The organism is Nocardia sp. NPDC051750, from assembly GCF_044453135.1.
Lineage (GTDB): Bacteria > Actinomycetota > Actinomycetes > Mycobacteriales > Mycobacteriaceae > Nocardia.
The window spans coordinates 197,755-223,035 of sequence record NZ_JBITCK010000002.1 but is presented as its reverse complement, the minus strand read 5'-3'; the positions used below and the strand labels follow the sequence as shown (position 1 = coordinate 223,035).

Genomic DNA, 25,281 nt, shown 5'->3' with positions numbered 1-25,281 from the left:
CCACCGCGATTGCACCGCACCGGTAGCCCGGCTGATTAGGGTGGGACGAGTGTCCGACAAATTAGTGGTGTGGATGGATTGCGAGATGACCGGGCTCGATCTGGTCAACGACAAGCTCATCGAGGTAGCCGCCCTCGTAACCGACAGCGAACTGAACGTCCTCGGTGAGGGTGTGGATATCGTGATCCACGCCGATGACGCGGCACTCGCCGCCATGCCGCAGGTGGTCGCCGATATGCATGCCCGGTCCGGACTGACCGAGGAAGTGCGCCGGTCCACCGTCACTCTCGCCGAAGCCGAACAGCAGGTGCTCGACTACATCAAGCAGTACGCCCCCACCGCGGGCGTGGTGCCGCTGGCGGGTAACTCCATCGCCACCGACCGCGGATTCATCGCCCGGGATATGCCGCAACTGGACCGGCATCTGCACTACCGGATGATCGATGTGAGTTCGATCAAGGAACTGTGCCGGCGCTGGTATCCGCGCATCTACTTCGGCCAGCCGGAAAAGGGCCTGGCTCATCGCGCTCTGGCCGATATCCGGGAATCCCTTCGTGAGCTCGAGTACTACCGGCGCACGGTGTTCGTCCCCGCACCCGGCCCGTCGACCGCGGAGATCACCGCGATCGCCGCCGAGGTCAGCGCCCGCGCGGCGGACGAGATCGCGGCCTCCGCCGACGACACGGTATCGGCCCAGGTCACCACCACACCGGAAACCGATTAGCTAACGACGGGGTGGACGCGCTAGTATCTAGGCCGCCGGTGCAAATCGGCGATGGTGAGTGTAGTTCAGTTGGTAGAGCACCAGGTTGTGATCCTGGCTGTCGCGGGTTCGAGTCCCGTCACTCACCCTGAAAGCCCGAGGGCCCATCGGCCCTCGGGCTTTTTCCTTTCCGGCAGGGCGGGGTCAGACAGCAGGTTTGCTGGTATCGACCGCCGGAGGCACCTCGTCGCGAGCGCCCTGATCCAGCCGGAACGGTGGGTATTCGTCGCGCAGGAGCGAGCTGTAGACCTGCACCCGCAGCATCCACCGGTTGATGCCCATCACGAAATCGAACAGGCCCTGCGAATATCGCGCGACGAACAGCAGGCCGACAACGGCGACCAAGGTCAGCACACCGATCAGCGGAACCCCCGCCGCACTGGCCATAGCGTCGGTGTCCTCGTAGTACACGACCCAGGCGGCGCCGGTCATACCACCGATGATCAGGTAGTGCGGGATGGCCAGCAGCCACCATTTCACCAGCACCAGACCGCGATGCAGGGTCGGCGGGTAGTCGATGTCCAGATCCGCCGGATAGTTGTCGTCGACCGCCAGGGAGAACGGCGGGTACTTATCCGTCCCGGCCGGCGTCCAGGCGTAGAAACTGACACGCCACGACCACCGGATGACGCCGACGCTGTAGTCGAAGAGGGCACGCGGATACCTCCCGGTGAACAGGATCGCGAAGAAAGCGATCACCGTGACCACGGCATAACCGATGTGCAGGAAGAACAGAACGATGTAGTGCGGTATGGCGAGAATCCATTTGACGATCCACATCCAGCGCGACAGCGCAGGATCCAGATCGCCGCGGACACGGACCGGATAACCGGCGGGAGCAGACATGAGCGGGGCTCCTTAGAGAGTGCTGGCCCGGCCGGCCGATGTCAGCGCGGCCATACCCTCAAGTGTGAGCTACAACACACCCTTCCGCGATGAACGCGAAATAAAGACACGCCATCGAGATCAAGTCACTCCGGAGTCGGCGAGCCGCCCGCGCCGATGACTAGCGAACCGGAGCGTCGAGCCCGTCGAGCGCACCCAGCCGGGGCAGCGAACCCGGATGGTGCTCGTTCAGCCAGCCGATCAATTCCTCGCGCACCGCGCAGCGCAGCGACCACACCGCGTCGGAATCGCGGCCCGTCATCGACGCTCGCACCTCGATGCCGGTGGGAGTGCTGTCGGTGACCAGCAGGTTCCAGCTGCGACCGTCCCAGTCCGGATGATCGCTCAGGTATTCGTAGAGATGGGTGCGCAGCTCGGCCACCGGCGTGCTGTGGTCGAGGTGCAGGAACACCGTGCCGGTCATCTCCGTACCGCCGCGGGACCAGTTTTCGTACGGCTTGCTGTTGAAGTACGACACCGGCATGGTCAGCCGGCGATCGTCCCAGATCCGGACGGTCAGGAAGGACAGCGTGATCTCCTCGATGGTGCCCATCTCGCCCTCGACCACGACCGTATCGCCGATCTTCACCGAATCACCGAAGGCGATCTGCAGACCCGCCATCAAGTTACTGAGCGTGGATTGCGCCGCCACACCGGCGATGATGCCGATGATCCCGGCCGAGGCCAGCAGCGAGGTGCCCAGCACCCGCAATTCGGGGAACATCACCAGCATGGCGATCGCCGCGGTGGCGACTGCGAGTACCGAGCTGGTGATCCGGCGGATCAGCGTGAACTGGGTGTTGAGCTGGCGCACGCGACGGGGGTCACGGGCCCGGCGGGAGTAGGTACTCAGCAGGCCGTCGGCCACGGCATCGGCGATCCGCACCACCAGCCAGACCGACGACATGGTCACCATCGTGGCCAGGACGCTGAGGATGACCGTGTCCTGCCGCAGGTTCAGATCGGCCAGCGGGTAGGTCACCCGGAGTGCGGCGAAGCCGAGGAAAAGCTGCAGCGGAAGCTGGATCCGGCGCAGCAGGCCCGGTATCGCGGTCTTCGGATGCCGCGCCGACCAGTACCGCAGCCCGCGGTCGATGGCCCAGCCGATCGCGACCGTCACGGCCAGCGTTCCCCCCAGAACGATCAGCAGCCGTAGTACGTTCTCCACAGCACCCACTCCTTGCCCATCGGTTCGTTCAGAACCCCGGGAACAAGGCTACAGTTCGATAACGAGGGATTACCACCTGTCACGGGAACGTTGCCCGGCTCACTCGAGACTCCCGCACCGGGCCACCCGGGCCCGGCAGTTTGCCCGGCTCGGCCCCGCTCCGACATCGCTCAGGGGCCCGCCCAGGGATCACTCGCGAGCCTGCCCCTCCGCCGAATACAGCCGGACCTCTCCGCCGTCACCGAGGAACGCATTGACCAGCATCACTCGCTCAGCGCGCAGCACGGCGGCGTCGGGTGCGGTGGTGGTGATCGTGATCTGCGGGATGGCCGCCCAGTTCACCACATAACGTTCCGGCGGACCGGCGTCGTCCGACAGCCGCGCCAGGCGGAAAACCGAGACCGTTTTCCGTTCCATGAGTTGGCGCACCACCTCCGCGACCCGTTCGGGATCCTCCAGCGCGAACAGGAATCCGAAGGTCAGCTCCGGGGAGGAGACATAGGCGGGCACGACCCAGACGTTAGCTCATGAGTAACCGCCCGGTGTGAACTATCCCACCGGGCGGTCGCGCGACTCGATCAGAGGTGCTTGCCGCGCAGATCGGTCTCCGTGGTTTCGGACTCCACCACATCGGCGTCCACGACGTCGGCCACGAGCGGCGTCTCAGCGCTCACTGGGGAGGCGACACTCGGGCTGTCCACCACGTCCTCGTCGGTATCCACCCGCCCGGCGGTTGCCGCTCCGTCGCGGCCGTCCGTGCCGGCGGCATCGCGGCGAGCCGCCGCGGCAGCTTCGTTCATCTCGATCGCGTCGGTGACCCACTCGCCGATTTCCCGGGTCACCTCGGCCACGGTGCCGGTGATGATGCCCGCGATATTGCCGATCCGGCGCGCGCCCGAGGAGGTGAGTTCCTGGATCAGGTCCTTGTTGGCCTCGAATTTGCCGATCATCACACGCCCGCTCCGGTAGGACTCTGCTGACGCATCACGATAACACCGGTTTCCTCGCGTTTCCGCAGTACAGCGGGCAGGAATCGGGAGAACCGGGATTCCAGGAGCTGCGGCGGGAGGGCCAGCTGGAAGATCTTGCCCCAGACCGAGCCGATCTGCTTGCCGAGCGGACCGGTGTTGTAGGGCAGCCCGAACTTCTCGCACAGCGCCCGCACTTCGGGAGCGATCTCCGGATACCGGTTGGCCGGCAGGTCCGGGAACAGGTGGTGCTCGATCTGGTGCGAGAGATTGCCCGACATGATGTGGAACAGCGGGCTACCGGTGATATTGGCCGAGCCGAGCATCTGCCGGACGTACCATTCGCCACGAGTCTCCTCGGCGGTTTCCTCCTCGGTGAAGCTCTGCACGCCCGACGGGAAATGCCCGCAGAAGATGATCGAATACGCCCATAGGTTGCGCACCAGGTTGGCCGTCGCATTGCCGGCCAGGGTGGACAGGAACAGCGGACCGGAGAGCAACGGGAACGCGACATAGTCCTTGAGGACCTGGCGCCCCGACTTGCGGAGCTGACCCTTGATCAGCGGTTTGAGATCCGCCCAGCTGCGCTTGCCCTTGACGATGTTGTCGGCTTCGAGGTCGTGCAGCATCACGCCCCATTCGAAGAACACCATCAGCAGGAACGCGTACAGCGGGTTGCCCAGGTAGTACGGGTGCCAGTCCTGACCCTCGTCGATACGCAGCACGCCGTAGCCGATATCCCGGTCGCGCCCGTGGATGTTGGTGTAGGTGTGGTGCATGTAGTTGTGCGAATGCTTCCACTGGTCCGCCGGGCAGACCGTATCCCATTCGAAGACCCGCGAATTGAGGTTCGGCTCACGCATCCAGTCGAACTGGCCGTGCATCACGTTGTGGCCGATCTCCATATTGTCCAGGATCTTCGACACGCTCAGCGCGGCCACACCGGCCAGCCAGAACGGCGGCAGGAACCCCAGGTACATGAGCCCGCGGCCGGCGATCTCGAAACCTCGCTGCGCCTTGATGATGTTGTAGATGTACTCGCGGTCGCGCTCGCCCAGATCGGCGACGAGACGGTCGCGGAGTTCGTCGAGGGTACGGCCGATCTCCTCGACCTGATCGGGCGAGAGGACCAGCGGTCCGTCCTTGGTCTCGGTGAGGATGGTCATCTGTTCTCCCCTTCAGATTTCGATGTCCACGTCGCCGACGGCGGCCTGGACGCAGAGTTGGATGGGCTGATCGGGATCGGTTTCCAGTTCGCCGGTGCGCAGGTTGCGGGTGCAGCCGCTGCGCCGGACCGAGGTGCACGAGAAGCAGATCCCCATCCGGCAGCCGAATTCGGGCGTGAGGCCCGCCGCTTCGGCCTGCTCCAGCAGCGAGGCGCCGGCGTTGTCGGCCTGGACCCCGCTGGCCGAGAAGGTGGTCGTCCCGTGCACGTCCGCGGTGTCCACCGGGATGGCAGTCGCGACGAACTCTTCGGTGTGCAGGCGTTCACTCAGCCCGTCTGCGGTGAAGATCTCGCGCACCGACTCCATCAGCGGCGGCGGACCACACAGGAACGTCTCCGCCTCGGCGAACCATGGCGCCACCCGGCTGAGCTCGTCCCGGTCGAAGCCGCCGCCGTCTCGCTCCGGATACCGCAGTTCCACCGAGATATTCGGGTGGGCGGCGGCGATTTCGGTGAGTTCGTCGCGATGCGGCACCAGCTCCGGTGACCGCGCATAGTGCAGGAACACCACCGAACCGGTGTATCTCTCGTCGGCGAGGGTGCGCAGCATGGACAGCACCGGGGTGATCCCGCTGCCGCCGCTGATCAGCAGCACCCGGTCCGGCCGCTGCGAGGGCAGATGGAAGATCCCGGAGGCCGGTTCGAGATCCAGGATCATGCCCGGTTCGGCATTGTCGTGGAGGTGGCGCGATACCAGGCCGTGCGGGTGCACCCGGATCGTGAGGTCGAGGCGGCGGCGCGGATCGTGCTGGGAGTTCACCGGCGAATAGCACCGCACGTGCCGCACACCGTCGATCACCACACCCAGCTGCACGAACTGGCCGGCCAGCAGCCCGTCCCACTGCCGGGTCGGGCGCAGGCTCAGTGAGAGGGTGCCCGGTACCGAGCGGTCCACGCCGACGATCCGGGCCCGCATATCGCGGACGGTGAGCATCGGGCGCACCAGTTCCAGGTACCGGTCCACCGGGTGCGGGGTGGTCAGCGTCTGCACCAGGTCGAGGAGGGCCATCGGACTTCTCCGTCCCTAACTGTCGGTCGTCTCACGAACCATCGATCCGTTTCGGTGTACGAATGTACACTCAACTAGTGTGCCGGATACCCCGCCGGGACTGTCAACCAGGAATCGGTGTGACGCGAACGACAAGATGGAGACGAGCGAATGGTGAACGGCTGTATGCTCACTGAAATGACCGATCAGGGAGCGAGCCGCGTCGAGCGCAAGGAGCGCACCCGGCAGGCCCTGCTCGAAGGCACCCTCGCCCTGGCCGCCGAACGCGGCTTCGGTGCGCTGAGCCTGCGGGAGATCGCCCGTTCCGCCGGGATCGTGCCGACGGCGTTCTACCGGCATTTCGATTCACTCGAAGACCTCGGCGCCACCCTCGTCGACGAAGGTGTCCAGGCGCTGCGACTGGCACTGCGACAGCTGCGCCGGACACCGGACGCGCGATTATCGGAAACGGTGCGGTTCGTCTTCGGCGAGGTCGGCGCCAAACGAGAGTTGTACGGATTCTTGATCCGGGAGCAGCGCGGCGGCAGTGCCGCCCTACGTTCGGCAATCGCTCTGGAGCTACAGCTGATCGTACGTGAACTCGTGGTGGATCTGTCCCGGGTGCGGGCGCTGGACTCCTGGTCCTCGGCCGACCTGGAAGTAGCGGCCGACCTGCTGGTCGCCACCGTGACCGACGGTATCGCCGACTATGTCCAGGCCGCACCACGCGAGCAGCAGCCGATTGTCGAACGCACGATCGCGCAGGTCCGGCTCATCGCCCTCGGTATGGGCGTCTGGAAACCCTGACGTCCTCAGCCGGCCGCGGCCGGTGTGGACACTCGTGCATCGGGCGCGGACACCAGCAGCACGGCGATCAGTCCGGCGGCGAGTACCAGAATCAACCCGGCGATACCGGCCCGGTCCGCGTCGAAGGCCCACACGAACAGGCCGAACAGGCTCGGCGACAGGAACGACGCGGCCCGGCCCGTGGTGGTGTAGAGCCCGAACAACTGGCCTTCCCGTCCGGGCGGCGTCAGCCGGGTGAGGAAGGACCGCGCCGACGCCTGCGCCGGCCCGACGAACAGGGTCAGCGCCAGGCCGAAGATCCAGAACATGGCGGGCCCGGACACCAGCAACAGTGCCGTCCCGCACACGACAGCGGAGGCCAGCGACACCACGATCACCCGCTTCGGCCCGACCGTATCGTCGAAGCGGCCGGCCACGATCGCGCCCAGCGCGGCCACGACATTCGCGGCGACGCCGAACAGCAGCACATCGGAATCACTGATCTCGTAGACCTGCACCGCCAGCACCGCGCCGAACGCGAAGACACCGGCCAGACCGTCCCGGAAGATCGCACTGGCCAGCAGGAACCAGATCACTCGGCGGTCCACCGTCCAGAGCTCCCGCAGATCACGCCACAGCACCCGGTACGAGGCGAAGAATCCCGCGCTCGCCGCCCCGGGGTCGGCGCCGGTGCGCCGCACCTCCGGTACCGCGAAAAACACCGGCAGCGCGAACACCGCGAACCAGACCGCGGCCAGCACCACCACCAGCCGGATATTCAGCCCGCCGTCGGTGGTCGCCCCGAAGAGCCCACGTTCGTCGCCGTCACCGGATATGAACCCGAAATAGCAGATCAACAGCAGGAAAATGCCGCCGAAGTAACCCATTGCCCAGCCGAAACCGGAAACCCGGCCCACGGTCTGCGGGGTGGACACCTGGCGCAGCATCGCGTTGTAGGGCACGCTCGCGAGCTCGAAGAAGACGTGGCCGAGCGCCAGCAGCACCAAACCGAACCAGAGATAGTGATAATCGTCACGGACGAAGAACATGGCGGCGATCAGGGCGACCGTCACCGAGGTCAGGATCGCCAGCGAACGCTTACGATTCGCGGTCGCATCGAAACGCTGGCCGAGGACAGGTGCGGTCAGTGCGACCAGCAGACCGGCGAACCCGAGCGCCCAGCCGAGCCATGCGCTGGCGGAGATACCACCGGGCAGATCGTCCCCGACACTGTCGGTGAGATACACGGCGAAAACGAAGGTGCTGATCACCGCGTTGAAGGCGGCCGACCCCCAGTCCCACAACCCCCAGGCAACCACCCGCCCCCGCCCCACCGGGGCCTCCGCTGCCGCCTCCGGGCCCGACTCGCTCATGCTGTGCCCATCGGGTATGCGCGAGGGCCCTGCGTGGTGACGCTCCGCTGCCGCCTCCGGGCCTGACTCGCTCATACCGCGCACAGTAACGCCCCCAGCCCGGACTCGGGCAGCGAACAGCTCGGCCACCGTCCGGGATCGAAGGTGACGCAAATCAATTACATCCCGCGCGGTTTGCTTGTGGTGGGTTCCACACCGGCGTTGGATCAGTTCGCAGGCTTGTCGGAAGCGGATGCGATGAGACGGTGATGGTTCGGCCGAGGCCCGTCGGCACGTTACTCAGCAACGCCGATACGGCACGCGCTCGATGCGTGGAAACCCAGGGATTTCCGCCGTCGGCCGCCGGAAGTAGTTGGGAGCCGAACCTCTAACGGAGGGTGAGAGAAATGGTGAACTCGCAGCTCAGAGTTAGTTTTACTGGTGCGCCATCAGGGACTCGAACCCCGAACCCGCTGATTAAGAGTCAGCTGCTCTGCCAATTGAGCTAATGGCGCATGCCCCGTCGTGCGGTGCGGGACAGACATTAACAGGACCGGGCCGCAGAAGTGAAATCGATAGCGAGTCGCGCCGGTGTGACCCGGGCGACGCCGTAACGGTCGGCCCGCAGAACCCTATGTGTAGGTGGGCCACCGGAGCCGGAAATGGTGATCAACGGTTGGGATCACTTCGGCACGGCTGGCAGAATAGTTGGACGTGGTCTCGACCGATCCCGCCGCTGCGGTGGGTTCGAGGAGAGCAGTAATCGGTCGGATCCGAAGCCATCGGCGCGTAGCGGGTGCGCGCCGGGACTTGAAACGGGGTTGTTATGCGGATAGGTGATCGGCGCGGGCCGATCGGTTGGATTCTCGGACCGATGGTCCTCGTCACACTGGTAGCGCTGGTGTTGACCGGATGTTCGTCCTCGGAAGCATCTGAAGGCACAGTAGCCATCGATCGCAACCCCATCACCGAACTCATCAAGCCGAAGCTGGTCTCGCCTGTCAAGGACGGCGATATCGGCGTTTCGCCGGCGGCGCCGATGAAGTTCGAGGTCAGTGACGGACAGTTCACCGATGTGGCCCTGGTCAACGCGGACGATCAACCGGTCGCCGGCCAGCTGTCGGAGGACGGGCGCAGCTGGTCCACCACCGAGTCCCTCGGCTACAGCAAGACCTACCGGCTCCAGGCCCGCTCGATCGGTCTGGGCGGAGCCGCTACTGCGGCAATGAGTTTCACCACCACCGCTCCCGGTAACGTCACCAAGCCGTACCTGATCCCGGGCGAAGGCGAAGTGGTCGGCATCGGCCAGCCGGTGGCAATCCAGTTCGACGAGAACATCCCCGACCGCAAGGCCGCGCAGGACGCCATCACCATCAAGACGAATCCGCCGGTGGAGGGCGCGTTCTACTGGGTGAACAACCGCGAGGTCCGGTGGCGCCCCGAACACTTCTGGGCGCCGGGCACCCGGGTGGACATCGACGTGAACGTCTACGGCAAGGACCTCGGCAACGGGTTGTACGGCCAGGACGACATCACCTCGCATTTCGTCGTCGGTGACGCGATGGTCTTCACCGCCGACGACAACACCAAGATGGTGACGGTCGAGAAGAACGGACAGGTCATCCGCACCATGCCGACCTCGATGGGCAAGGACGACACCCCCACCGACAACGGCATCTACATCCTGGCCGACCGGCACGAACACATCGTCATGGACTCCTCCACATACGGCGTGGCGGTGAACTCGGCCGACGGTTACCGCACCGATGTCGACTGGGCCACCCGGATGTCCTACAGCGGGATCTTCTTCCATTCGGCCCCGTGGTCACTGGGCGCGCAGGGCAATACGAACACCAGCCACGGCTGCCTGAATCTCAGTCCGGCCGACGCGCAGTGGGTGTTCAACAACGCCAAACGCGGCGATATCACGATCGTGAAGAACACCGTGGGCGACACCCTGTCCGGGGTGGACGGCCTGGGCGACTGGAATATCCCGTGGCCGGAATGGAAGGCCGGCAACGCCCAGATGTGACGGCACGAGTGAGTCGTGATCACGCAGGGCGACCCTCGCTCATGCACCGATGACACGACCACCGCGACGCGAACACGGCGCCGGGTCCCGCGGGACCCGGCGCCGTAACCTTTCACCGGGCGGTTTCGTACAGCCGCCGCACGATGTCCTCGATATCGGGTTCCTCGATCGAGAGGTCGCGTACCTCTGCCCGCGCCGACACTTCGGCGAGCAGTTGCGCGGCGGTGATGGTTTCGGCGTCGAAGGCCAGCCGCTGCCGCAACCCCTCGGCCTCGTACGAGATCAGGTCGGCCCCCGGCAGCCCGTGTAATGCCGGGGCGGGTGTGACGAGGTCGACAACCAGTACCCGCTGCGCACCCACCGTCGCGCCCAGACCCGCCAGCGAGCCGTCATAGGCGAGGCGGCCGTGGTCGACCACGAGGACGCGGTCGCAGAGTCGTTCGATATCGCCCATATCGTGGGTGGTCAGCAGCAGAGTCGTACCGCGTTCCTGACGTTCGGCGCGCAGGAATTCGCGCAGCCGCTGTTTGGACAGCACATCCAGGCCGATGGTCGGCTCGTCGAGGATGATCAGCTCCGGCGAATGCAGGAGCGCCGCCGCGACCTCGGCGCGCATCCGCTGCCCCAGCGAGAGTTGCCGGACCGGAGTGTCGAGGGTGTCGGCCATCTCCAGTTGTTCGACCAGTTCCGCGGTGCGGGCCCGGCCGGCCGCCGGGTCCAGGCGGTGGACGGCGGCCAGGATCGTGAACGACTCGCGCAGCGGCAGGTCCCACCACAGCTGGGACCGCTGCCCGAACACCACCCCGATCCGGCCCGCCAGTTCCCGGCGCCGCCGGATAGGGTCGAGGCCGCAGGTCCGCACCGCACCGGACGTGGGCACGAGGATCCCGGTGAGCATTTTGATCGTGGTCGATTTCCCGGCGCCGTTGGCGCCGATATAGCCCACCGCCGCGCCGGGCTCGATCCGGAAGCTCATCGCGTCGACCGCGGTGACCGCCTCCCGCCGCCGCCGTTTCCCGTCGCGCCGGTACCGCACGAACCGCCGCGTCAGTTCGTCGACTTCGATGATCGAATCCGCCCCGGTCATCGCCGTTCTCCCATCTCATCCACCGCCGCTCTGATAGTGCCGGGTACCGAATCGCCACATGATCGCCGCGATCACCCATGCCCACAGCGCCGCCAGGGGCGCCAGCCAGCCGAGCCAGGAGGGCATACCGTCCGGCCCGGGTATGTCCAGCAGGGCCAACGTCGGAAAGTAGGCGGTGAAGGCGACCGGGATCGCGATACAGAACAGGACCCGCAGCGGAGTAGGGAACACCGACGCGGGCTGGGTCGCCGCGAAGGATCCGCCGTAGGTGAAACTGTTGGTCAGCTCCGCACCGTCGATCAGGAAGAACTGACAGCCCGCAGCCACGACGAACAGGCCCGCGAAGAGCACCGCGCCGCTGGCGACGGTCAGCGGGATCAGCACCACCGTGCTCGCCGACCACTCGATCTCGTTACGCACCAGACCGGCGGCCAGCACCACGATCGCGACCCCGGCCCGGGCCAGCCGGCGCAACGAGAAATCGCTGGTGATCAGCTGCAGCAGCACCGGCTGCGGGCGGAGATGATAGATATCGAGCATGCCGAGCCGGATCAGGGTCGGCAGCTTGTCCAGATGTCCGCAGACGAGCTGGGCGAGTGCGAACGCCAGATTGCTCAGCCCGAACAACAGCAGCGCGGCATCCATGTCCAGCCCGCCCAGTACCTTCGCCTGGCGGAAGAGCAACCACACTTCCGCGAACTCCACGAGACCGAGCAGCGTCGCAGCGAGTATTTCGCCCGCGAAGGACAGCCGATAGGAGCGTTGCGCCCGGATCCGCGAATTCAGCACCGCGGCATAGGGTCGCCATCGGGAGCCGACCGGCCCGGTCCGCGGTTCCGGCACGCGCACCGCGGTGTCAGCCACCCTGCACCTCCATTTTCCGGCGCCCCGCGGCCAGCAGTACCCGGCCCAGGGCTCCCACCACAAGCAACCAGAAGATCTGGGTTCCGACAGCCTGTACCGCCTCGAAACCGACGACGCGGCCGGAGAGCACATCGACCGGTACCTGCAGCATGGAAGGGAAGGGAGTGGCAGCTGCGAAGGTCCGCAACCAGTCGGGGAAGAGGTGCACCGGAACGAACAGCCCCGCGAGGAAGGGCCCGCAGGTCTGATAGAGGGTCCTGATCCCGCGTGTCTCCACCACCCAGAATCCGGCCGTGGTCAGTGCGAACAAGGCCAGGAAAGAGATCGCGGCCGCCAGCAGAACGCTGAGCGCGCCGAGCAGATAGGACTCCGGGGTGCCGGGCAGAACGAGCCCGAAGGTGAGCGAACCGATCAGCAGGCTCGGCACTCCGCGCGGAATCAATGTGCATACCGCGCGGCCGATATCGGCGGCCAGGTTGCTCAGCTGTAGGTCGACGGGCCGCAGGAAGTCGACGACGATATCCCCGGTGCGGATTCGTTCGGCGATTTCGAGTTCGGCGGCCATGAACTGCAGTGCTCCGAGCAAACCCTGCGAGATCCAGACATAAGCTCCGATACTGCCGGCGTCGTATCCGGCGAAACCGCCCGTCGCGCCGATCGCCGCGGCCATCACCGACGCGCGAACGAATCCGAAGACACTGTTGGTGAACAGCCCGGCGAACATGGCCAGTTTGTAGTGCCACTGCCGCCGGAAACCGGCGACGGCCAGGCACCAGTAGACCTTCGCATGCCCCGGTAGATCGGGCGCTGCACCGAGCACCGCTCACCCCCTGCCTCGTGCGGACACAAGGACGGGACCTTACCGCGCGACTCCCTTCGGGGAAAGGCTATTTCGCACCGGCCCCGGGCGGCCACCAAGCCCGGACCGTCATAGGCGGGCAGCCAGCCTCGTGCCCTGGTCGATGGCGCGTTTGGCATCCAGTTCGGCGGCCAGTTCCGCCCCGCCGATCAGATGCACCGTCATCCCGGCGGCGGTGAGTTCGGATTCGAGGTCGCGTACCGAATCCTGTCCGGCGCAGACGATCACATTGTCGACGCGGACAACCTCGGGCCGTTCGTGTTTCGGCCCGAAACTGATATGCAGACCGTCGTCGTCGATCCGCTCGTAGTTCACGCCACCGATCTGCCGCACACCTTTGGCTTTCAGCGCCGCCCGGTGCACCCAGCCCGTGGTCTTGCCGAGCCCTTTACCGAACGCCGTGTCCTTCCGTTGCAACAACACGACCTCACGCGCCGCGGGCGACGGGCGGGGCGCACGCAACTGGCCGCGCAACAGTTCGTCGTCACCGTCCACCCCCCATTCCTGTTTCCATTCATCCGGTTTCAGTGTGGGATGACCCTCGACAGTGAGGTATTCGCTCACATCGAAACCGATACCGCCCGCGCCGATCACCGCGACCCGCGAGCCGACCGGTTTCTCCGCGCGCACCAGTTCGGCGTAGGACAGCACCATCGGGTGGTCGATCCCGGGGATATCGGGGATCCGTGGCCGCACCCCGGTCGCCAGCACGACCTCGTCGTATTCGCCGGTGATCAGTTCGGCCGCGGTGACCCGGGTATTCAGATGCACCCGGACACCGGTGAGCTCGAGTTTGCGGGTGAAGTAGCGAATGGATTCGTCGAACTCTTCCTTACCCGGAATACGGCGCGCGATATCGAACTGCCCGCCGATCCGGTCCAGGGCTTCGAACAATTCGACCCGATGCCCGCGCTCGGCCAGGTTCACCGCGGCCGACAGACCCGCCGGGCCGGCGCCGACCACCGCCACGTGTTTGGTTCGCCGCGCCGGTAGCAGCACCAGTTCGGTCTCGTGCCCGGCCCGCGGGTTCACCAGGCAGGACACCGTCCGGCGCTGGAAGGCGTGGTCGAGACAGGCCTGGTTACAGGCGATACAGGTGTTGATCTCGTCGGCGCGGTCCGCGGCCGCCTTGTTCGCCCATTCCGGATCCGCCAGCAGCGGCCGCGCCATGGAAATCAGCTGGGCATCGCCACGGGTCAGTATCTCTTCGGCGATTTCCGGCATATTGATCCGGTTCGAGGCGCACACCGGGATATCCACCGCCGCGGCGATCTTGGCGGTGAATTCCACGAACGCCGCCCGCGGTACCGAGGTGACGATGGTGGGCACACGCGCCTCGTGCCACCCGATATCGGTATTGAGAACACTCGCGCCCGCGGTTTCGAGTTCTTTCGCCAGATCGATGATTTCCGCGAAAGTCTGCCCGTTCTCGACGAGTTCGGCCATCGACAGCCGGAAGATGATCAGGAAATCGGGTCCGGCGGCGGCCCGGGTCCGGCGCACGATCTCCACGGCCAACCGGCGGCGGTTCTCGGCCGACCCGCCCCAGCGATCGGTGCGGCGATTGGTGCGGGGCGCCAGGAATTGATTGATGAAATAGCCTTCACCACCCATGATTTCGACGCCGTCGTACCCGGCGAAGCGGGCCAGTTCGGCGCAGCGCACGTAATCGTCGATTACGCCCCGGACACCCCGGTCGGACAGCGCGCGGGGACGGAAAGGGTTGATCGGTGCCTTGATCGACGAGGCGGAAACGCTGCCCGGGACGTAGGCGTAACGCCCGGCGTGCAGGATCTGCAGCGCGATCTTCGCACCGGCATCGTGCACCGCGCGGGTGATCGTGCGATGCCGGTAGGCCTCGGTCCGGGTGGTCAGCTTGGCGCCGAACGGCAGCAGCCAACCGGTGCGGTTCGGGGCGTAACCGCCGGTGATGATCAGCGCCACCCCGCCGCGTGCGCGTTCGGCGAAATAGGCGGCCAGCCGGTTCACATCCCACGCCCGGTCCTCCAGGCCGGTATGCATCGATCCCATGACCACCCTGTTCCGCAGCGTGGTGCCGCCCACCTCGAGCGGGCTGAACAGCTGCGGATAACTCGTCGTCGAGTCCATCGCGGGCTCTCTTTCCGGTATCGATCCGGGCCCCCACCCGGACCTGGGGTCCTGCCGGACCTCATCACACCATTCGGTGCACGGCGATTTCCACCCCCGGCCACAGCCTCGGACAACGCTCGGTCACGACCGGGTTCGCCGGCCGGTCCGGCAGCACGAAAACGGCCCTCGATCCATCACGGAACCGTCACGAGGAAGCTAAATCCAGGCATCAGGGCGAAAAGTTTTGTGTCGTACGCCACAAGATGTTTAAAGATATTTCCCCAGGTCGCGGCCGTACTGCAACTCGTTCATTTCGGCATTCAAGATCGCGCTCAGGCGTTTCTCAGGTTCCATTCACCTTCTGTTAACCCCCTGTGACCATTCTGAGATCCGGTCGGAAACGACCTGAGGTTCGGATGGTCCGCGAACAGTGTGGACGCCGGGTTGGAAACAACCGGAACAGCTCCGCCGGTGAATACCACAGAAGGTATGGCGACAGCCGAACACGAATCCAAATTCAAATGTACTCCACCGGGAGGTGGAGATCCGCCGGCGCGGCGGCCCGGGAAACCACCCGGCACCGTGGATGCGCCCTCCGGACCCGAACCGGCCTGCGTTCGGTGTCACACAACAAAACCCGACAACAGCACAGCCATGTTTTCCGGTCGTGACCCACCGGTCGCCACCGTAGATCCGTGCTGCCCGAACCGGGCCGGATCCCGAGACCGATCAAGGAACCGAATCCGCTCATGTCCAATCACCGTTTCTCCAGCCTGCGCCGTCGCACCAAACGCGAAGCCCTGGGCTTCGCCCTCGCCACCGCCGGCATCGTCGCCGTCACCGCGTCCTCCGCGGTATCCATGGCCGACGACAGCGCACCCACCAAGGTCGCCATGGTCGCTGAGCAGCAGCCTGCCGCGGCCGTGACCGCCGAAAACGTCGCCGCTCCGGCGCCGGCCCCGGCCGTCGCTCCGGCACCTGCTCCTGCCCCGGCTGCCGCCGCTCCGGCTCCCGCTCCCGCCCCGGCGCCCGCACCGGCTCCGGCGCCCGCACCGGTCTACCCCAACAACCTGGACGGCTGGATCCGCGAGGCGCTGGACATCATGGCCAAGAACGGCATCCCCGGCAGCTACGAGGGGATCCAGCGCAATATCCTGCGTGAATCCTCCGGCGACCCCGGCGCCATCAACCTCTGGGACTCGAACGCCATCATGGGCATCCCGTCCAAGGGACTCCTGCAGGTGATCGACCCCACCTTCGCCGCGTACCACGTGCCCGGCACCCCGTTCGATGTCTGGAACCCGGTCTCGAACATCGCCGCGGCCTGCAACTACGCCGCCCACCGGTACGGCTCCATGGACAACGTCAACAGCGCCTACTGAGCCTGCGGCGCCACCACGGGCGCACCGGAAAACACAGCTCGATCACCCGAAACGGACATCTGTCGACGCAACGGCGCGTGACATCGTCCGCGAGAGTGACCAGAGGACCCCACAACGGAGTGGGTGCGCGGTGCCGTGCGAAAGCGCGGCACCGCGCATTGCTTTCTGGAGAAAGTCCGTGAACCCCCTTCTCCGATCGGCTGTTTCGAACACCGGCTTACACTCGTGCCCATGGCCGATTACGCGCACTCACCGGCCGCGGAGGCCGGTCGGGCCGCCAAGGCGCGGCACCTGGCCGGATATCTGTGGGACCGGGATATTTCGGGCCCCGAACTGCTCGACCTGCCGGACCCGGCCCGCCGCAAGCTGGCGCGGGCGGCGGGAGTCAACCCGCCGAGTAGCGCGGAAACCTGGCGGTCGGTCGCACAACTTCTCGACGACAAAGCCACCTGGGCCGCCCGTCACCCCACACATCCCGCCTCGCAACACCCTGATCGCGACGAAAAAATTCTCTGGGTCAAGCCACCCATAACCCCGTGGTGAGCAGTGTTTCGACCGCGCCACGTGAGCCTTCGGCTAGGTCACGTCTCCGGCGAACAGTGCCAGCAGCTCGTCCCTGCCCAACCGCCGAGCGACATCGACCGCCGACGGCCCCCGACAGTGAGATCGGCACCGCCGGCCAGCAGCATGCGCACGATCCCGCCCGGAACTTCGAACTCACCACCAGCCGGTGGCTGTTCCTATCTGTCGCTCCAGCTCCGGGGCCAGGGTGCGCGCGTAGCTGGCGCTGAGGTGATGTTCGTCGTGATAGACCAGGACATTTCCTTCGACCACGCGGCAGACGTCGGGGCCGCATACCGAATCCGTGAGGTCCAGCAGCTTCATATTCGGAAACGCCGCCGCGTGGACGAGAGCGGGGTTCACCGGCGCCAGCGCCGCGGTACGAGCCATACCGCAGGTCGCGCTGTCCCCGCCGGCGGCCAGGCAGTCCACGGCGCTGTACCGGACCCCGGTCGGGCTGCGCAGCCACGGCGTATCGCGGATGGCGAGAACGTTCAGGCGCCGTTCGGCCAGCGCCGCCCATACATCGAGGTACTCGGCGGGGACCACATCGCCGCCGCTCGGCCAGACCGGCGCGGTGGCGGTGGTGAACACGAACTCCGGCGGGTCGGCAGCCAAGATGTCGATCACCTGGCGGGACCAGTCACGGCAATCGGAGATATCGAGACCCCGGTATTGGGCGTCGTCACGGATATTGAGCGAACAGCCCATTTTCAGATACACGACCACTTTGATGTCGTGAACCCGGGCCAGCGCGTCCATGGCCGGCATCCAGTGCTCGGTGTGGGAGTTACCGACCATGGCGATGGTGCGTGATCCGTTCGGGTCGCCGTAGGTGCAGGTCACCACCTCTTTGTTGAACCAGTCGGAGATACAGCCGTCGCGGGTGGGGGCCGGTAGATCGTTGGACGCTTCCAGGATCGACGGCCGTAGTTTCGCGACGGGGACCTCCGCGCCGGCGAACAGCGCCTCGGCACCGGGGTATTCGTTCACCGGCAGCGCCTCGACCGGTTCGGACGGCGTGCGCGCCACCACCACCTGCCAGGACACGCACGCACCGAAAACGAGCACGCCGACCAGGCTCACGGCGACACCCGGGATACGGCGACGCCAGGCCGGGGAAACGACCGCTGCCGCACCCGACCGCATGCGCAGCGGTTCCTCGATGAACTTGTTGGTCACCAGGGCCAGGACGAGGGATACCCCGATGACCAGCAGGCCGCCGTACAGCCCGGCATGCGGTTTCCCGGTCTGCACCAGGTAGTAGATGAGCAGTGGCCAGTGCCAGAGGTACAGCGAGTAGGCGATGGCACCGAGTTCGACCATGGGCCGGGTGGCCAGCAACCGTGAGACGAGCGGCCGCCGCCCGCTCTCGGTACGGATACCGGCGATGATCAGGGCGACCGCGGCACCCACCGGAAACAGTGCGGCCGGTCCCGGGAATTGGCGCGCACCGTCGAACAGCAGACCGCAGACGAGTACCGCGCCGAGACCCGTGACCGCCAGCACGGCCGCCAGGGTTCGCCCGGCCCAACCCGCGCCGAGACGCAGCCACGGCAGCGCGGCGGCCAGCAGGGCACCGGTCAGCAGTTCCCAGGCACGCGCTGCGCTGTCGTAGTAGGTCCATTCCTGGGACACCGTCATCCAGACGGCGGCGTAGACGAAGGAGCCGGCGCCCAGGAGCACCGACAGCACCACGATCGCGGGGCGGAGCGCGGCGGGCCGGGCGACGCGCCGGCACACCCAGGCGACCAGTGCCAGCAGCACGACGATGGCCACATAGAACTGGCCCTGCACCGCCATCGACCACATATGCTGCAGCGGGCTCACCGAGGGGTCGGCCGCCAGATAGCTCTCCGCGGCACCCGCCAGGTACCAGTTCTGGTAGTAGAGGGCAGACGCGATGGTCTGCCCGGACATATTGCTCCAGGTCGAATACGGCTTGGTGACGACTGTGGCCACGGCCACGGCGGCGAGTACCACCATGAGCGCGGGCAGCAGCCGCCGCCCCGTGCGCACCGCGACCTCCCGCGGAACAACCCGGCCGGTGCGTTCCACCCGGCGCAGCAACATACCGGTGAAGAAGAAGCCCGAGAGCACCAGGAAGATATCGACGCCGCCGGACACCTTGCCGTACCAGACATGGAACGCGACAACCAGAGCGATCGCGATACCGCGTAGACCGTCGAGGTCCAGCCGGTACTCGGCCGAGGGGGCGGTGGCACCGGGCTCCGCGGCGGGAGGCTGCGCGACCGGGGGCTGCGCGGCGACGTCACGGTCCTTGATTCGCAACAACTGCTTACTCCGACCTATCGAATTCCCCGCCCGGCCCGGTTCGAGTCGGGTATGAGCAGCGGAGAACAAGCCTCGGACATAGCATGAATCCCTATCACAACGTGTGGTCCCGGGCGAATTCCGCCGTCTCACCGGAGAGCTTCGCCACTGTGGCTCGATCCGCCGCAGCACCCGGGGAGTACCCACCTACGACCCCGATTTCCCCTGTCTTATCCGGGCCATACGAGTTGACAATCGAGGCCCCCCTCACAACAGTGGTAGCCGCGCGTTCTCGGACGCTAGATCCACTCCCCAGCAGACATAGAGGAATTCATGAACGTACGCCAGCTCTATGTCAGTGCCGCCGCCGCGGGGCTGACTCTTCTGGCCGCTCCCGCCGCCAGCGCTCAGATCCTGTTCCCGCTGCCTTCCCTGGCGGGTACCGGTTCCTCGGCCGCCGACGCGGTCCTGGGCGCCACCGGTTCGGCGCAGTTGGCGCAGACCGGTTCCGCCGGCGGCGCCTTCAAGAACTGTGACGAAGCACGCGCCGCGGGCCGGGCGCCGATCTTCCGCGGTGAGCCCGGGTTCGGGCCGCACCTGGATCCGGACGGCGACGGATTCGCTTGCCCCACCGTCTGATCCAGCACCACTGCGCACGAACGCCCGGTGACAGAATTTCTGTCACCGGGCGTTGTCGTAGGTCACGGGCTCAGCGCAGGATCTTGAACAGCAGCGCGCCCGCCGCCAGCACACCCACACCGATCAGCGTGTACTTCACCTTCGGCTGATTCACCTTGGCCAGCGCCAGCTGTTTGGTGCCCTCGGCGAGCCGCTGCGGATCGGCCCGCACCGCGATCTCGTCCAGGGTGCTCGCCAGCCGCTCCCGCGCGGCTTCGATCTCCTGCTCGATCCGCTCGGTATCCTTTGCCACCTTCACGCCTCCTGTACCTGGTCTGCCGCGTCGTCCGCCGGCCGATGATCACCCCCGGGCCGCGGTTGTCACCGGTCGCGCCAGGGTTCGCGCACGAGTGTATCCGTGGACACCGCGGTCACCATGCGCTCGGCCCGATCCGGCCGGTCGCCGGCCACCACCGAACTCGTGTCCCCGCCGACGACTACCACCGTGGTACACCGCACACCCTGCGACGCGATCCGAGTCCACGCCCATGAGCCGGGCGATTCGGTACGGTGCGAAGGTGACCGACAACCATCGACTCTCCCCGGGCGATCCGGCACCCGATTTCACCCTCCCCGACGCGGACGGCAAGAACGTCTCGCTGGCCGACTACCGCGGCCGCAAGGTGGTGGTCTACTTCTACCCCGCCGCAAGCACTCCCGGCTGTACCAAGCAGGCCTGTGATTTCCGGGACAGTCTCGGTGAGCTGAATTCCGCCGGGCTGGAGGTGGTCGGGATCTCCCCCGACAAACCGGCCAAACTCGCCAAGTTCCGGGATGCCGAGCAGTTGAACTTCCCGCTACTGTCCGACCCAGAACGCAAGGTCCTCGCCGAATGGGGCGCGTTCGGCGAGAAGACGATGTACGGCAAGAAGGTGACCGGGGTCATCCGATCCACCTTCCTGGTCGATGCCGACGGGAAAATCGAAGTGGCGCAGTACAACGTGCGGGCCACCGGCCACGTCGCCAAACTCCGCCGCGACCTGTCGGTGTAGCCGCGGACCACCGCGCAGCATCCGCCGGCGCCTGCCCGGCGATAGCAGTGACCGCCCCCGCCGCCGATCCGTCACGGCCGGGCCCTCGTCGGACAGCACCGACCTTGCGACGACCGCGCGTTCGATCGTGGCCCGCCGAGTCCAGGACGCCGCGAAACCCGGTGAACAACCCCGTACCGGATCGCGCTGCTGTCGATTCATCGACGAGCGCGATCCGGTGGGGAGGTGCTCCCGGGCGATCAGTCGTAGGATTCGATCAAGCGCTCGTAGCCGTCGAGTAGCAGTCCCAGACTCCGTTCGAAGAACAGGTCCTCCCAGGCTCCCTCGTCCTGTTCGAAGGCCTGGGCCCGCACGGCAGCCGTGACGGCAGGGAAGCGTTCGGGGTCGATCACCCGTTCGAGAATGTCCCAATCGCCGTCGGATTCCGGGTTGCCGGGGTCGATTTCGGCGACGAGGCGGACCCGTCCGATCACGAACAGCGTCAGGTTCATCACCAGCTGTAATTTGATCGGTTCCGGCACCCGGGTTTGACCGAGCGCCGACAGGCCCGCCTCCAGCCATGCCATGTTGTTCGGTCCCAGCGGCGGTGCGGTCATCCGCACACTGAGCCAGCCCGCGTGCTTGGCGATCAGCCGGTACTCCGCCCACGCCCATTCGTGTAGCACCGCCCGCCACGGGGTGCCGGGTGCGGGCTCCGGAGGTTTTCCCAGCACCCGGTCCAGCGCGATCTCCACCAAGGTGGATTTGCTGTCGACATAGCGGTACAACGACATCGCGGTGAAACCGAGGCGCTCGGCGATCTTGTTCATCGACAGCGCGGCGAACCCCTCCTCGTCGGCGAGTTCGATCACGGCGTCCACGATCTGTTCCAGGCTCAGCCCGCGGCGGGGCCCTCGGGTTCCGGCCGGCGCCAGTCCCCACATGAGTTCGATCGATTTCGGGAGCGGCCGTTCGGTGTCCGCCGTGGCCGCTGCCCCTTCTGGGACGGCCATGGCCGGTCCGTTGTCCGCTGCGCTCGGCATCGATCTGATTCCTTCCGTCGGTTCCGCGACCCGGTTCGCGGTGGTCGGCAGTCCGGCCGGACAGCGGCCGGCCCGCTGGCGCCTACCCCTTCCTACCACCGGGTTCCCCGCTGTCCTTGCACCCCGCCTCAAACTGTGTACTCTCTAATCAGAATATATGCCATATACAGTTTATTCAGCATGCAGTTCTACGAACGGAGCCCACTATGACCGCCCCACCTGCCATTTCCCTCGCCGGCCTCGGCAAATCCTTCGGCGACCACCGGGTCCTCGCCGGTATCGACCTCGATATCGCGCCCGGATCGGTGTTCTCCCTCCTCGGCCCCAACGGCGCCGGGAAAACCACCATGGTGCGCATCCTGGCGACCCTGACCGGTCCGGACAGCGGAACCGCCCGGGTCGCCGGATACGACGTAGCGCACGAACCAGATCGAGTCCGGGCCGCCATCGGGGTCACCGGTCAGTACGCCGCACTGGACAAAGTGCTCACCGGCACCGAGAACCTGCACATGGTCGGCCGGCTACTGCATCTGAGCCGGTCGGAAGTCCGCCGGCGTACCACCGAACTCGTGGAACGCTTCGACCTCGTCGCGGCCGCCGGACGGCCCGCGAGCACCTACTCCGGCGGTATGCGCCGCCGCCTCGACCTCGCCATGAGCCTGATGGGGCGCCCGGAGGTGGTCTTCCTCGACGAACCCACCACGGGACTGGACCCGCGTAGCCGTCGCGAACTCTGGCAGGTCATCCGGGAACTGGTCGACGACGGCGTGACGGTTTTCCTCACCACCCAGTACCTGGAGGAAGCCGATCAACTGGCCGACCGGATCGCGGTCCTGTACGACGGCCGCATCGTCGCAGATGGAACCCCGGCCGAACTCAAACAACTCACCCCCGGCGGCCATATTCTCTTCCGCTTCGCCGACCGCGCGAACCTGGCCGCCGCGGCGCGCGTGACCGGTTTCCCGGAAACCGATCCGGACGAACTCACCCTGCAGGTCCCGTCCGACGGGCAGGTCACCCATCTCAAACATCTGCTGGACGAGTTCGCCGCACGCGATATCACCGTCGAACGGCTCAGCGTGCACACCCCGGATCTCGACGACGTCTTCTTCGCACTGACCAGCCGTCCCGCCGAAGCCGTACCGGCCGCATAGCGACCCGCGCGCATCCCCCTCACAGAAAGCCACTCACATGACCACCCTCACCCACGCTGCACAGGACGCGGCAACCATGACGGCCCGCAATCTCCGTCATACGGTGCGCAGTCCCGACGCGCTGATCAGCACCCTCGCGCTGCCGATCATGATCCTGCTCATGTTCGTCTACGTCTTCGGCGGGGCCATGGATGTCGGCGGTACCTTCGTCGATTACGTGGTGCCCGGGATCGTGCTGATGTGCGCCTGTTTCGGCGCCTCGACCACGGCGATCAGTGTTTCGGTCGATATCGCCGAAGGTATCGTCGATCGCTTCCGTACCATGGCGATCAGCCGCTCGTCGTTCCTCACCGGGCACATCACCGAAAGTCTGCTGCGCAATATCCTGGCGACCGCGGTGGTGGTGATCGTCGCGCTGGCCATCGGTTTCCGGCCCACCGCCGATCCGCTGCGCTGGCTCGCCGCCGCGGCACTCCTGGCGCTGGTGGTGGTGGCGCTCTCCTGGATGTCGGCATGTTTCGGGTTGCTCGCCAGTAGTCCGGAGGCCGCCAACGGATTCACCATCTTCGCCATGTTCATCCCCTATGTCAGCAGCGCCTTCGTTCCGCCGGAGACCATGCCGAGCCGGCTGCGTGGCTTCGCCGAGCACCAGCCGGTGACACCGGTGATCGAAACTCTGCGCGGACTGCTGGTCGGAACCCCGATCGGAAACAGCGCGGTGCTGGCGATCGTGTGGTGGGGCTCCATCGCGCTGGTGTGCTACCTCACCGCCCTGGTGCTCTTCCGGCGCAAAACCCGGAACTGAACCGAACCCCCGCCGATCCGCGACGGTGTTGCCGGCCCCCGATCGGCGGGGTTCCCGTGGTGAGACATGACAGACTCGCCGTTACAATCCCGCACTCTCCCACCACTACCTTCGGCCTACCGCTAGCCTGGGACATGTGAACGTACGTGCGGAGGCCACAGTGAAACGGCGTCCGGACCCTGCGCTGGAATTGGAACTGCAGGACGATCCGCAGGAACTCATGCCGCGGCGGCGTCCGACGCAGGAGCGCAGCAAGCGAAAGTTCGACGCGCTGCTGCAGGCGTCGCGGGAACTTCTCGTCGAAGTGGGCTTCGAATCGTTCACCTGTGAAGAGGTCGCCGCCCGGGCGGAAGTGCCGATCGGCACGCTGTACCAATTCTTCGCCAACAAGTACGTGATCGTCTGCGAACTGAATCGGCAGGACCTGGTCGCGGTATCCCAGGAGCTGGCCGATTTCCACGGCGAGATCCCCTCGCTGGACTGGCTGCGGCATATGAACCAGTTCGTCGATCATCTGGCAAGCCTGTGGATGACCGACCCGTCCCGCCGCGAGGTCTGGCTGGCGATGCAGTCCACGCCCTCGACGCGGGCCACCGGCGCGATCCACGAGAAGGAATTCGCCGAGGTCGTCTCGCAGATGCTGCGCCCGCTCACCCCGCGCACGCCCCGGGCCCGGCGCACCATGATGGCCGAGGTGCTGGTGCACGTGGTCTATTCGATGATGAACTTCTCGGTGCAGGACGAGCAGAGCCACGCCGACGCGGTCGCCGAGCTCAAACGCCTGATGGTCGCGTATCTCCTGGTCGCGGAGAAGGAATCCCGCACCGCCAGCCAACGCTGAAGCTCGATACGCCGAACGGCCCGGGGTGCCATGCACTCCGGGCCGTTCGGTCGATCTCAGCTCTCCGGTGACCGTCCTTCGATCAGATCGGCGAGTTCACCGGGATCCTCCAGTACCACCATGGCGGCCGCGGTGTCCCCGTCGTGGGTGAGCGACAGGTGCACCCGGACCCGCGGCAGGAACTCCGCGGCCAGGCCGTGCAGTTTGATGCTCGGCCGGCCCCAGGCGTCGTTGACCACTTCGATCAGCGGATACGGGTTGTCCCCGATCTGCGGGCGGCGGGCGAACCGGGAGGAGGCCCAGGCTTTCAGCACGGCCTCCTTCGCCGCCCACCGCGCCGCGTAGCTACGGGCCGGATCGGTGGCCTTGCTCTGGCAGTAGCGCCGCTCACCGGCGGTGAAACTCTCCCGGAGCATGGTTGTTCCGGCTCGTTGCAGTTGTTCGGCGAACTCGGAGATGGTCACCAGGTCCAAGCCGATTCCGAGGATGGTCACAGTGGCGCAG

General features: G+C 66.3%; 25 protein-coding genes and 2 tRNA genes. 11 read left to right on the top strand and 16 right to left on the bottom strand.

The window, feature by feature from the left end; genetic code table 11:
• Nucleotides 1-49: 49 nt before the first annotated feature.
• The gene (gene orn / locus ACIA75_RS08335) at nt 50-724 is read left to right on the top strand and encodes an oligoribonuclease (protein WP_397101434.1); all 675 of its coding nucleotides are present in this window, start codon (nt 50-52) and stop codon (nt 722-724) included.
• 54 nt (nt 725-778) lie between these two features.
• Nucleotides 779-851, top strand: a tRNA-His gene (locus tag ACIA75_RS08330).
• A 56-nt stretch (nt 852-907) separates the two neighbouring features.
• Here the strand turns inward: ACIA75_RS08330 and ACIA75_RS08325 are convergent.
• From ACIA75_RS08325 to ACIA75_RS08300, 6 genes are all read right to left on the bottom strand, one after another.
• Entirely contained in the window at nt 908-1,609 is a 702-nt protein-coding gene (locus tag ACIA75_RS08325; RefSeq protein ID WP_397101432.1) for a DUF4389 domain-containing protein, read from the bottom strand.
• Nucleotides 1,610-1,769: 160 nt separating this feature from the next.
• On the bottom strand, nt 1,770-2,816 hold the full coding sequence (locus ACIA75_RS08320) for a mechanosensitive ion channel family protein (RefSeq protein ID WP_397101430.1): 1,047 nt from the start codon (nt 2,814-2,816) through the stop codon (nt 1,770-1,772).
• Nucleotides 2,817-3,005: 189 nt separating this feature from the next.
• A complete protein-coding gene (locus tag ACIA75_RS08315) occupies nt 3,006-3,326 on the bottom strand; it encodes a hypothetical protein (RefSeq protein WP_397101429.1) in 321 nt (106 codons plus the stop codon).
• Between the two features lie 68 nt (nt 3,327-3,394).
• Nucleotides 3,395-3,766, bottom strand: a complete 372-nt coding sequence (locus ACIA75_RS08310) for a hypothetical protein (protein WP_397101427.1) — start codon at nt 3,764-3,766, stop codon at nt 3,395-3,397.
• Nucleotides 3,766-4,950 carry a fatty acid desaturase family protein gene (locus tag ACIA75_RS08305; protein WP_397101425.1) on the bottom strand — a complete coding sequence of 395 codons (1,185 nt, stop codon included), beginning with the start codon at nt 4,948-4,950 and terminating at the stop codon, nt 3,766-3,768. The genes ACIA75_RS08310 and ACIA75_RS08305 overlap by 1 nt, the downstream gene beginning before the upstream one ends.
• A gap of 12 nt (nt 4,951-4,962) precedes the next feature.
• Entirely contained in the window at nt 4,963-6,018 is a 1,056-nt protein-coding gene (locus ACIA75_RS08300; RefSeq protein WP_397101423.1) for a ferredoxin reductase, read from the bottom strand.
• 177 nt (nt 6,019-6,195) lie between these two features.
• On the opposite strand from ACIA75_RS08300, the gene ACIA75_RS08295 reads away from it, so the two are divergent.
• The gene (locus ACIA75_RS08295) at nt 6,196-6,804 is read left to right on the top strand and encodes a TetR family transcriptional regulator (protein WP_397101421.1); all 609 of its coding nucleotides are present in this window, start codon (nt 6,196-6,198) and stop codon (nt 6,802-6,804) included.
• A gap of 5 nt (nt 6,805-6,809) precedes the next feature.
• Here ACIA75_RS08295 and ACIA75_RS08290 read toward each other — a convergent pair whose 3' ends face one another.
• Together ACIA75_RS08290 and ACIA75_RS08285 are read right to left on the bottom strand one after the other, a co-directional pair.
• Entirely contained in the window at nt 6,810-8,156 is a 1,347-nt protein-coding gene (locus tag ACIA75_RS08290; protein WP_397103411.1) for an MFS transporter, read from the bottom strand.
• 418 nt (nt 8,157-8,574) lie between these two features.
• Nucleotides 8,575-8,650: transfer RNA gene (locus tag ACIA75_RS08285), tRNA-Lys, on the bottom strand.
• A 359-nt stretch (nt 8,651-9,009) separates the two neighbouring features.
• Between ACIA75_RS08285 and ACIA75_RS08280 the strand changes: the two genes are divergently transcribed.
• Nucleotides 9,010-10,167: an Ig-like domain-containing protein gene (locus ACIA75_RS08280; RefSeq protein ID WP_397101419.1), complete on the top strand. Its 1,158-nt coding sequence runs from the start codon at nt 9,010-9,012 to the stop codon at nt 10,165-10,167.
• A gap of 112 nt (nt 10,168-10,279) precedes the next feature.
• On the opposite strand, the gene ACIA75_RS08275 is transcribed toward ACIA75_RS08280, so the two are convergent.
• The 4 genes from ACIA75_RS08275 to ACIA75_RS08260 all read right to left on the bottom strand — a co-directional run bounded on the left by ACIA75_RS08275 (nt 10,280) and on the right by ACIA75_RS08260 (nt 15,086).
• Nucleotides 10,280-11,254, bottom strand: coding sequence for an ATP-binding cassette domain-containing protein (locus ACIA75_RS08275; RefSeq protein WP_397101417.1), 975 nt, complete (start codon nt 11,252-11,254; stop codon nt 10,280-10,282).
• 15 nt (nt 11,255-11,269) lie between these two features.
• A complete protein-coding gene (locus tag ACIA75_RS08270) occupies nt 11,270-12,118 on the bottom strand; it encodes an ABC transporter permease (RefSeq protein WP_397101415.1) in 849 nt (282 codons plus the stop codon).
• Entirely contained in the window at nt 12,111-12,938 is an 828-nt protein-coding gene (locus ACIA75_RS08265; RefSeq protein WP_397101413.1) for an ABC transporter permease, read from the bottom strand. The genes ACIA75_RS08270 and ACIA75_RS08265 overlap by 8 nt, the downstream gene beginning before the upstream one ends.
• Nucleotides 12,939-13,046: 108 nt before the next feature.
• Complete coding sequence (locus ACIA75_RS08260) at nt 13,047-15,086, bottom strand: FAD-dependent oxidoreductase (protein ID WP_397101411.1); 2,040 nt, start codon at nt 15,084-15,086, stop codon at nt 13,047-13,049.
• 731 nt (nt 15,087-15,817) lie between these two features.
• Here ACIA75_RS08260 and ACIA75_RS08255 point away from each other — a divergent pair.
• Both ACIA75_RS08255 and ACIA75_RS08250 read left to right on the top strand, forming a co-directional pair.
• Nucleotides 15,818-16,450, top strand: coding sequence for a transglycosylase SLT domain-containing protein (locus tag ACIA75_RS08255; protein ID WP_397101409.1), 633 nt, complete (start codon nt 15,818-15,820; stop codon nt 16,448-16,450).
• Between the two features lie 231 nt (nt 16,451-16,681).
• Nucleotides 16,682-16,993 carry a hypothetical protein gene (locus tag ACIA75_RS08250; RefSeq protein WP_397101407.1) on the top strand — a complete coding sequence of 104 codons (312 nt, stop codon included), beginning with the start codon at nt 16,682-16,684 and terminating at the stop codon, nt 16,991-16,993.
• A 174-nt stretch (nt 16,994-17,167) separates the two neighbouring features.
• On the opposite strand, the gene ACIA75_RS08245 is transcribed toward ACIA75_RS08250, so the two are convergent.
• The gene (locus ACIA75_RS08245; RefSeq protein WP_397103409.1) at nt 17,168-19,297 is read right to left on the bottom strand and encodes an acyltransferase family protein; all 2,130 of its coding nucleotides are present in this window, start codon (nt 19,295-19,297) and stop codon (nt 17,168-17,170) included.
• A gap of 321 nt (nt 19,298-19,618) precedes the next feature.
• On the opposite strand from ACIA75_RS08245, the gene ACIA75_RS08240 reads away from it, so the two are divergent.
• On the top strand, nt 19,619-19,924 hold the full coding sequence (locus ACIA75_RS08240; RefSeq protein ID WP_397101405.1) for an excalibur calcium-binding domain-containing protein: 306 nt from the start codon (nt 19,619-19,621) through the stop codon (nt 19,922-19,924).
• Between the two features lie 70 nt (nt 19,925-19,994).
• On the opposite strand, the gene ACIA75_RS08235 is transcribed toward ACIA75_RS08240, so the two are convergent.
• Nucleotides 19,995-20,216: a DUF3618 domain-containing protein gene (locus ACIA75_RS08235; protein ID WP_397101403.1), complete on the bottom strand. Its 222-nt coding sequence runs from the start codon at nt 20,214-20,216 to the stop codon at nt 19,995-19,997.
• 265 nt (nt 20,217-20,481) lie between these two features.
• Between ACIA75_RS08235 and bcp the strand changes: the two genes are divergently transcribed.
• Nucleotides 20,482-20,955: a thioredoxin-dependent thiol peroxidase gene (gene bcp / locus ACIA75_RS08230; protein ID WP_397101401.1), complete on the top strand. Its 474-nt coding sequence runs from the start codon at nt 20,482-20,484 to the stop codon at nt 20,953-20,955.
• Between the two features lie 239 nt (nt 20,956-21,194).
• Here bcp and ACIA75_RS08225 read toward each other — a convergent pair whose 3' ends face one another.
• Nucleotides 21,195-21,977, bottom strand: a complete 783-nt coding sequence (locus ACIA75_RS08225) for a TetR/AcrR family transcriptional regulator (RefSeq protein ID WP_397101399.1) — start codon at nt 21,975-21,977, stop codon at nt 21,195-21,197.
• 206 nt (nt 21,978-22,183) lie between these two features.
• On the opposite strand from ACIA75_RS08225, the gene ACIA75_RS08220 reads away from it, so the two are divergent.
• The 3 genes from ACIA75_RS08220 to ACIA75_RS08210 all read left to right on the top strand — a co-directional run bounded on the left by ACIA75_RS08220 (nt 22,184) and on the right by ACIA75_RS08210 (nt 24,777).
• Nucleotides 22,184-23,131 (top strand): ATP-binding cassette domain-containing protein, encoded by a 948-nt coding sequence (locus ACIA75_RS08220; RefSeq protein ID WP_397101397.1) that lies wholly within the window; start codon nt 22,184-22,186, stop codon nt 23,129-23,131.
• 37 nt (nt 23,132-23,168) lie between these two features.
• Nucleotides 23,169-23,936, top strand: coding sequence for an ABC transporter permease (locus tag ACIA75_RS08215; protein ID WP_397101395.1), 768 nt, complete (start codon nt 23,169-23,171; stop codon nt 23,934-23,936).
• A gap of 220 nt (nt 23,937-24,156) precedes the next feature.
• A complete protein-coding gene (locus tag ACIA75_RS08210; RefSeq protein WP_328398787.1) occupies nt 24,157-24,777 on the top strand; it encodes a TetR/AcrR family transcriptional regulator in 621 nt (206 codons plus the stop codon).
• Between the two features lie 56 nt (nt 24,778-24,833).
• Here the strand turns inward: ACIA75_RS08210 and ACIA75_RS08205 are convergent, their stop codons facing one another.
• Nucleotides 24,834-25,271: a holo-ACP synthase gene (locus tag ACIA75_RS08205; RefSeq protein ID WP_397101393.1), complete on the bottom strand. Its 438-nt coding sequence runs from the start codon at nt 25,269-25,271 to the stop codon at nt 24,834-24,836.
• Nucleotides 25,272-25,281: the final 10 nt, after the last annotated feature.

Bases quoted from the DNA above. Each gene is read 5' to 3' on its own strand.
- ACIA75_RS08250 (WP_397101407.1), top strand. From the start codon at position 16,682: ATGGCCGATTACGCGCACTCACCGGCCGCGGAGGCCGGTCGGGCCGCC.
- ACIA75_RS08325 (WP_397101432.1), bottom strand. From the start codon at position 1,609: ATGTCTGCTCCCGCCGGTTATCCGGTCCGTGTCCGCGGCGATCTGGAT.
- ACIA75_RS08240 (WP_397101405.1), top strand. From the start codon at position 19,619: ATGAACGTACGCCAGCTCTATGTCAGTGCCGCCGCCGCGGGGCTGACT.
- ACIA75_RS08290 (WP_397103411.1), bottom strand. From the start codon at position 8,156: ATGAGCGAGTCGGGCCCGGAGGCGGCAGCGGAGGCCCCGGTGGGGCGG.
- ACIA75_RS08275 (WP_397101417.1), bottom strand. From the start codon at position 11,254: ATGACCGGGGCGGATTCGATCATCGAAGTCGACGAACTGACGCGGCGG.
- ACIA75_RS08255 (WP_397101409.1), top strand. From the start codon at position 15,818: ATGTCCAATCACCGTTTCTCCAGCCTGCGCCGTCGCACCAAACGCGAA.
- ACIA75_RS08260 (WP_397101411.1), bottom strand. From the start codon at position 15,086: ATGGACTCGACGACGAGTTATCCGCAGCTGTTCAGCCCGCTCGAGGTG.
- ACIA75_RS08305 (WP_397101425.1), bottom strand. From the start codon at position 4,950: ATGACCATCCTCACCGAGACCAAGGACGGACCGCTGGTCCTCTCGCCC.
- ACIA75_RS08210 (WP_328398787.1), top strand. From the start codon at position 24,157: ATGCCGCGGCGGCGTCCGACGCAGGAGCGCAGCAAGCGAAAGTTCGAC.
- ACIA75_RS08310 (WP_397101427.1), bottom strand. From the start codon at position 3,766: ATGATCGGCAAATTCGAGGCCAACAAGGACCTGATCCAGGAACTCACC.
- ACIA75_RS08225 (WP_397101399.1), bottom strand. From the start codon at position 21,977: ATGCCGAGCGCAGCGGACAACGGACCGGCCATGGCCGTCCCAGAAGGG.
- ACIA75_RS08220 (WP_397101397.1), top strand. From the start codon at position 22,184: ATGACCGCCCCACCTGCCATTTCCCTCGCCGGCCTCGGCAAATCCTTC.
- ACIA75_RS08280 (WP_397101419.1), top strand. From the start codon at position 9,010: ATGGTCCTCGTCACACTGGTAGCGCTGGTGTTGACCGGATGTTCGTCC.
- ACIA75_RS08295 (WP_397101421.1), top strand. From the start codon at position 6,196: ATGACCGATCAGGGAGCGAGCCGCGTCGAGCGCAAGGAGCGCACCCGG.
- ACIA75_RS08215 (WP_397101395.1), top strand. From the start codon at position 23,169: ATGACCACCCTCACCCACGCTGCACAGGACGCGGCAACCATGACGGCC.
- ACIA75_RS08300 (WP_397101423.1), bottom strand. From the start codon at position 6,018: ATGGCCCTCCTCGACCTGGTGCAGACGCTGACCACCCCGCACCCGGTG.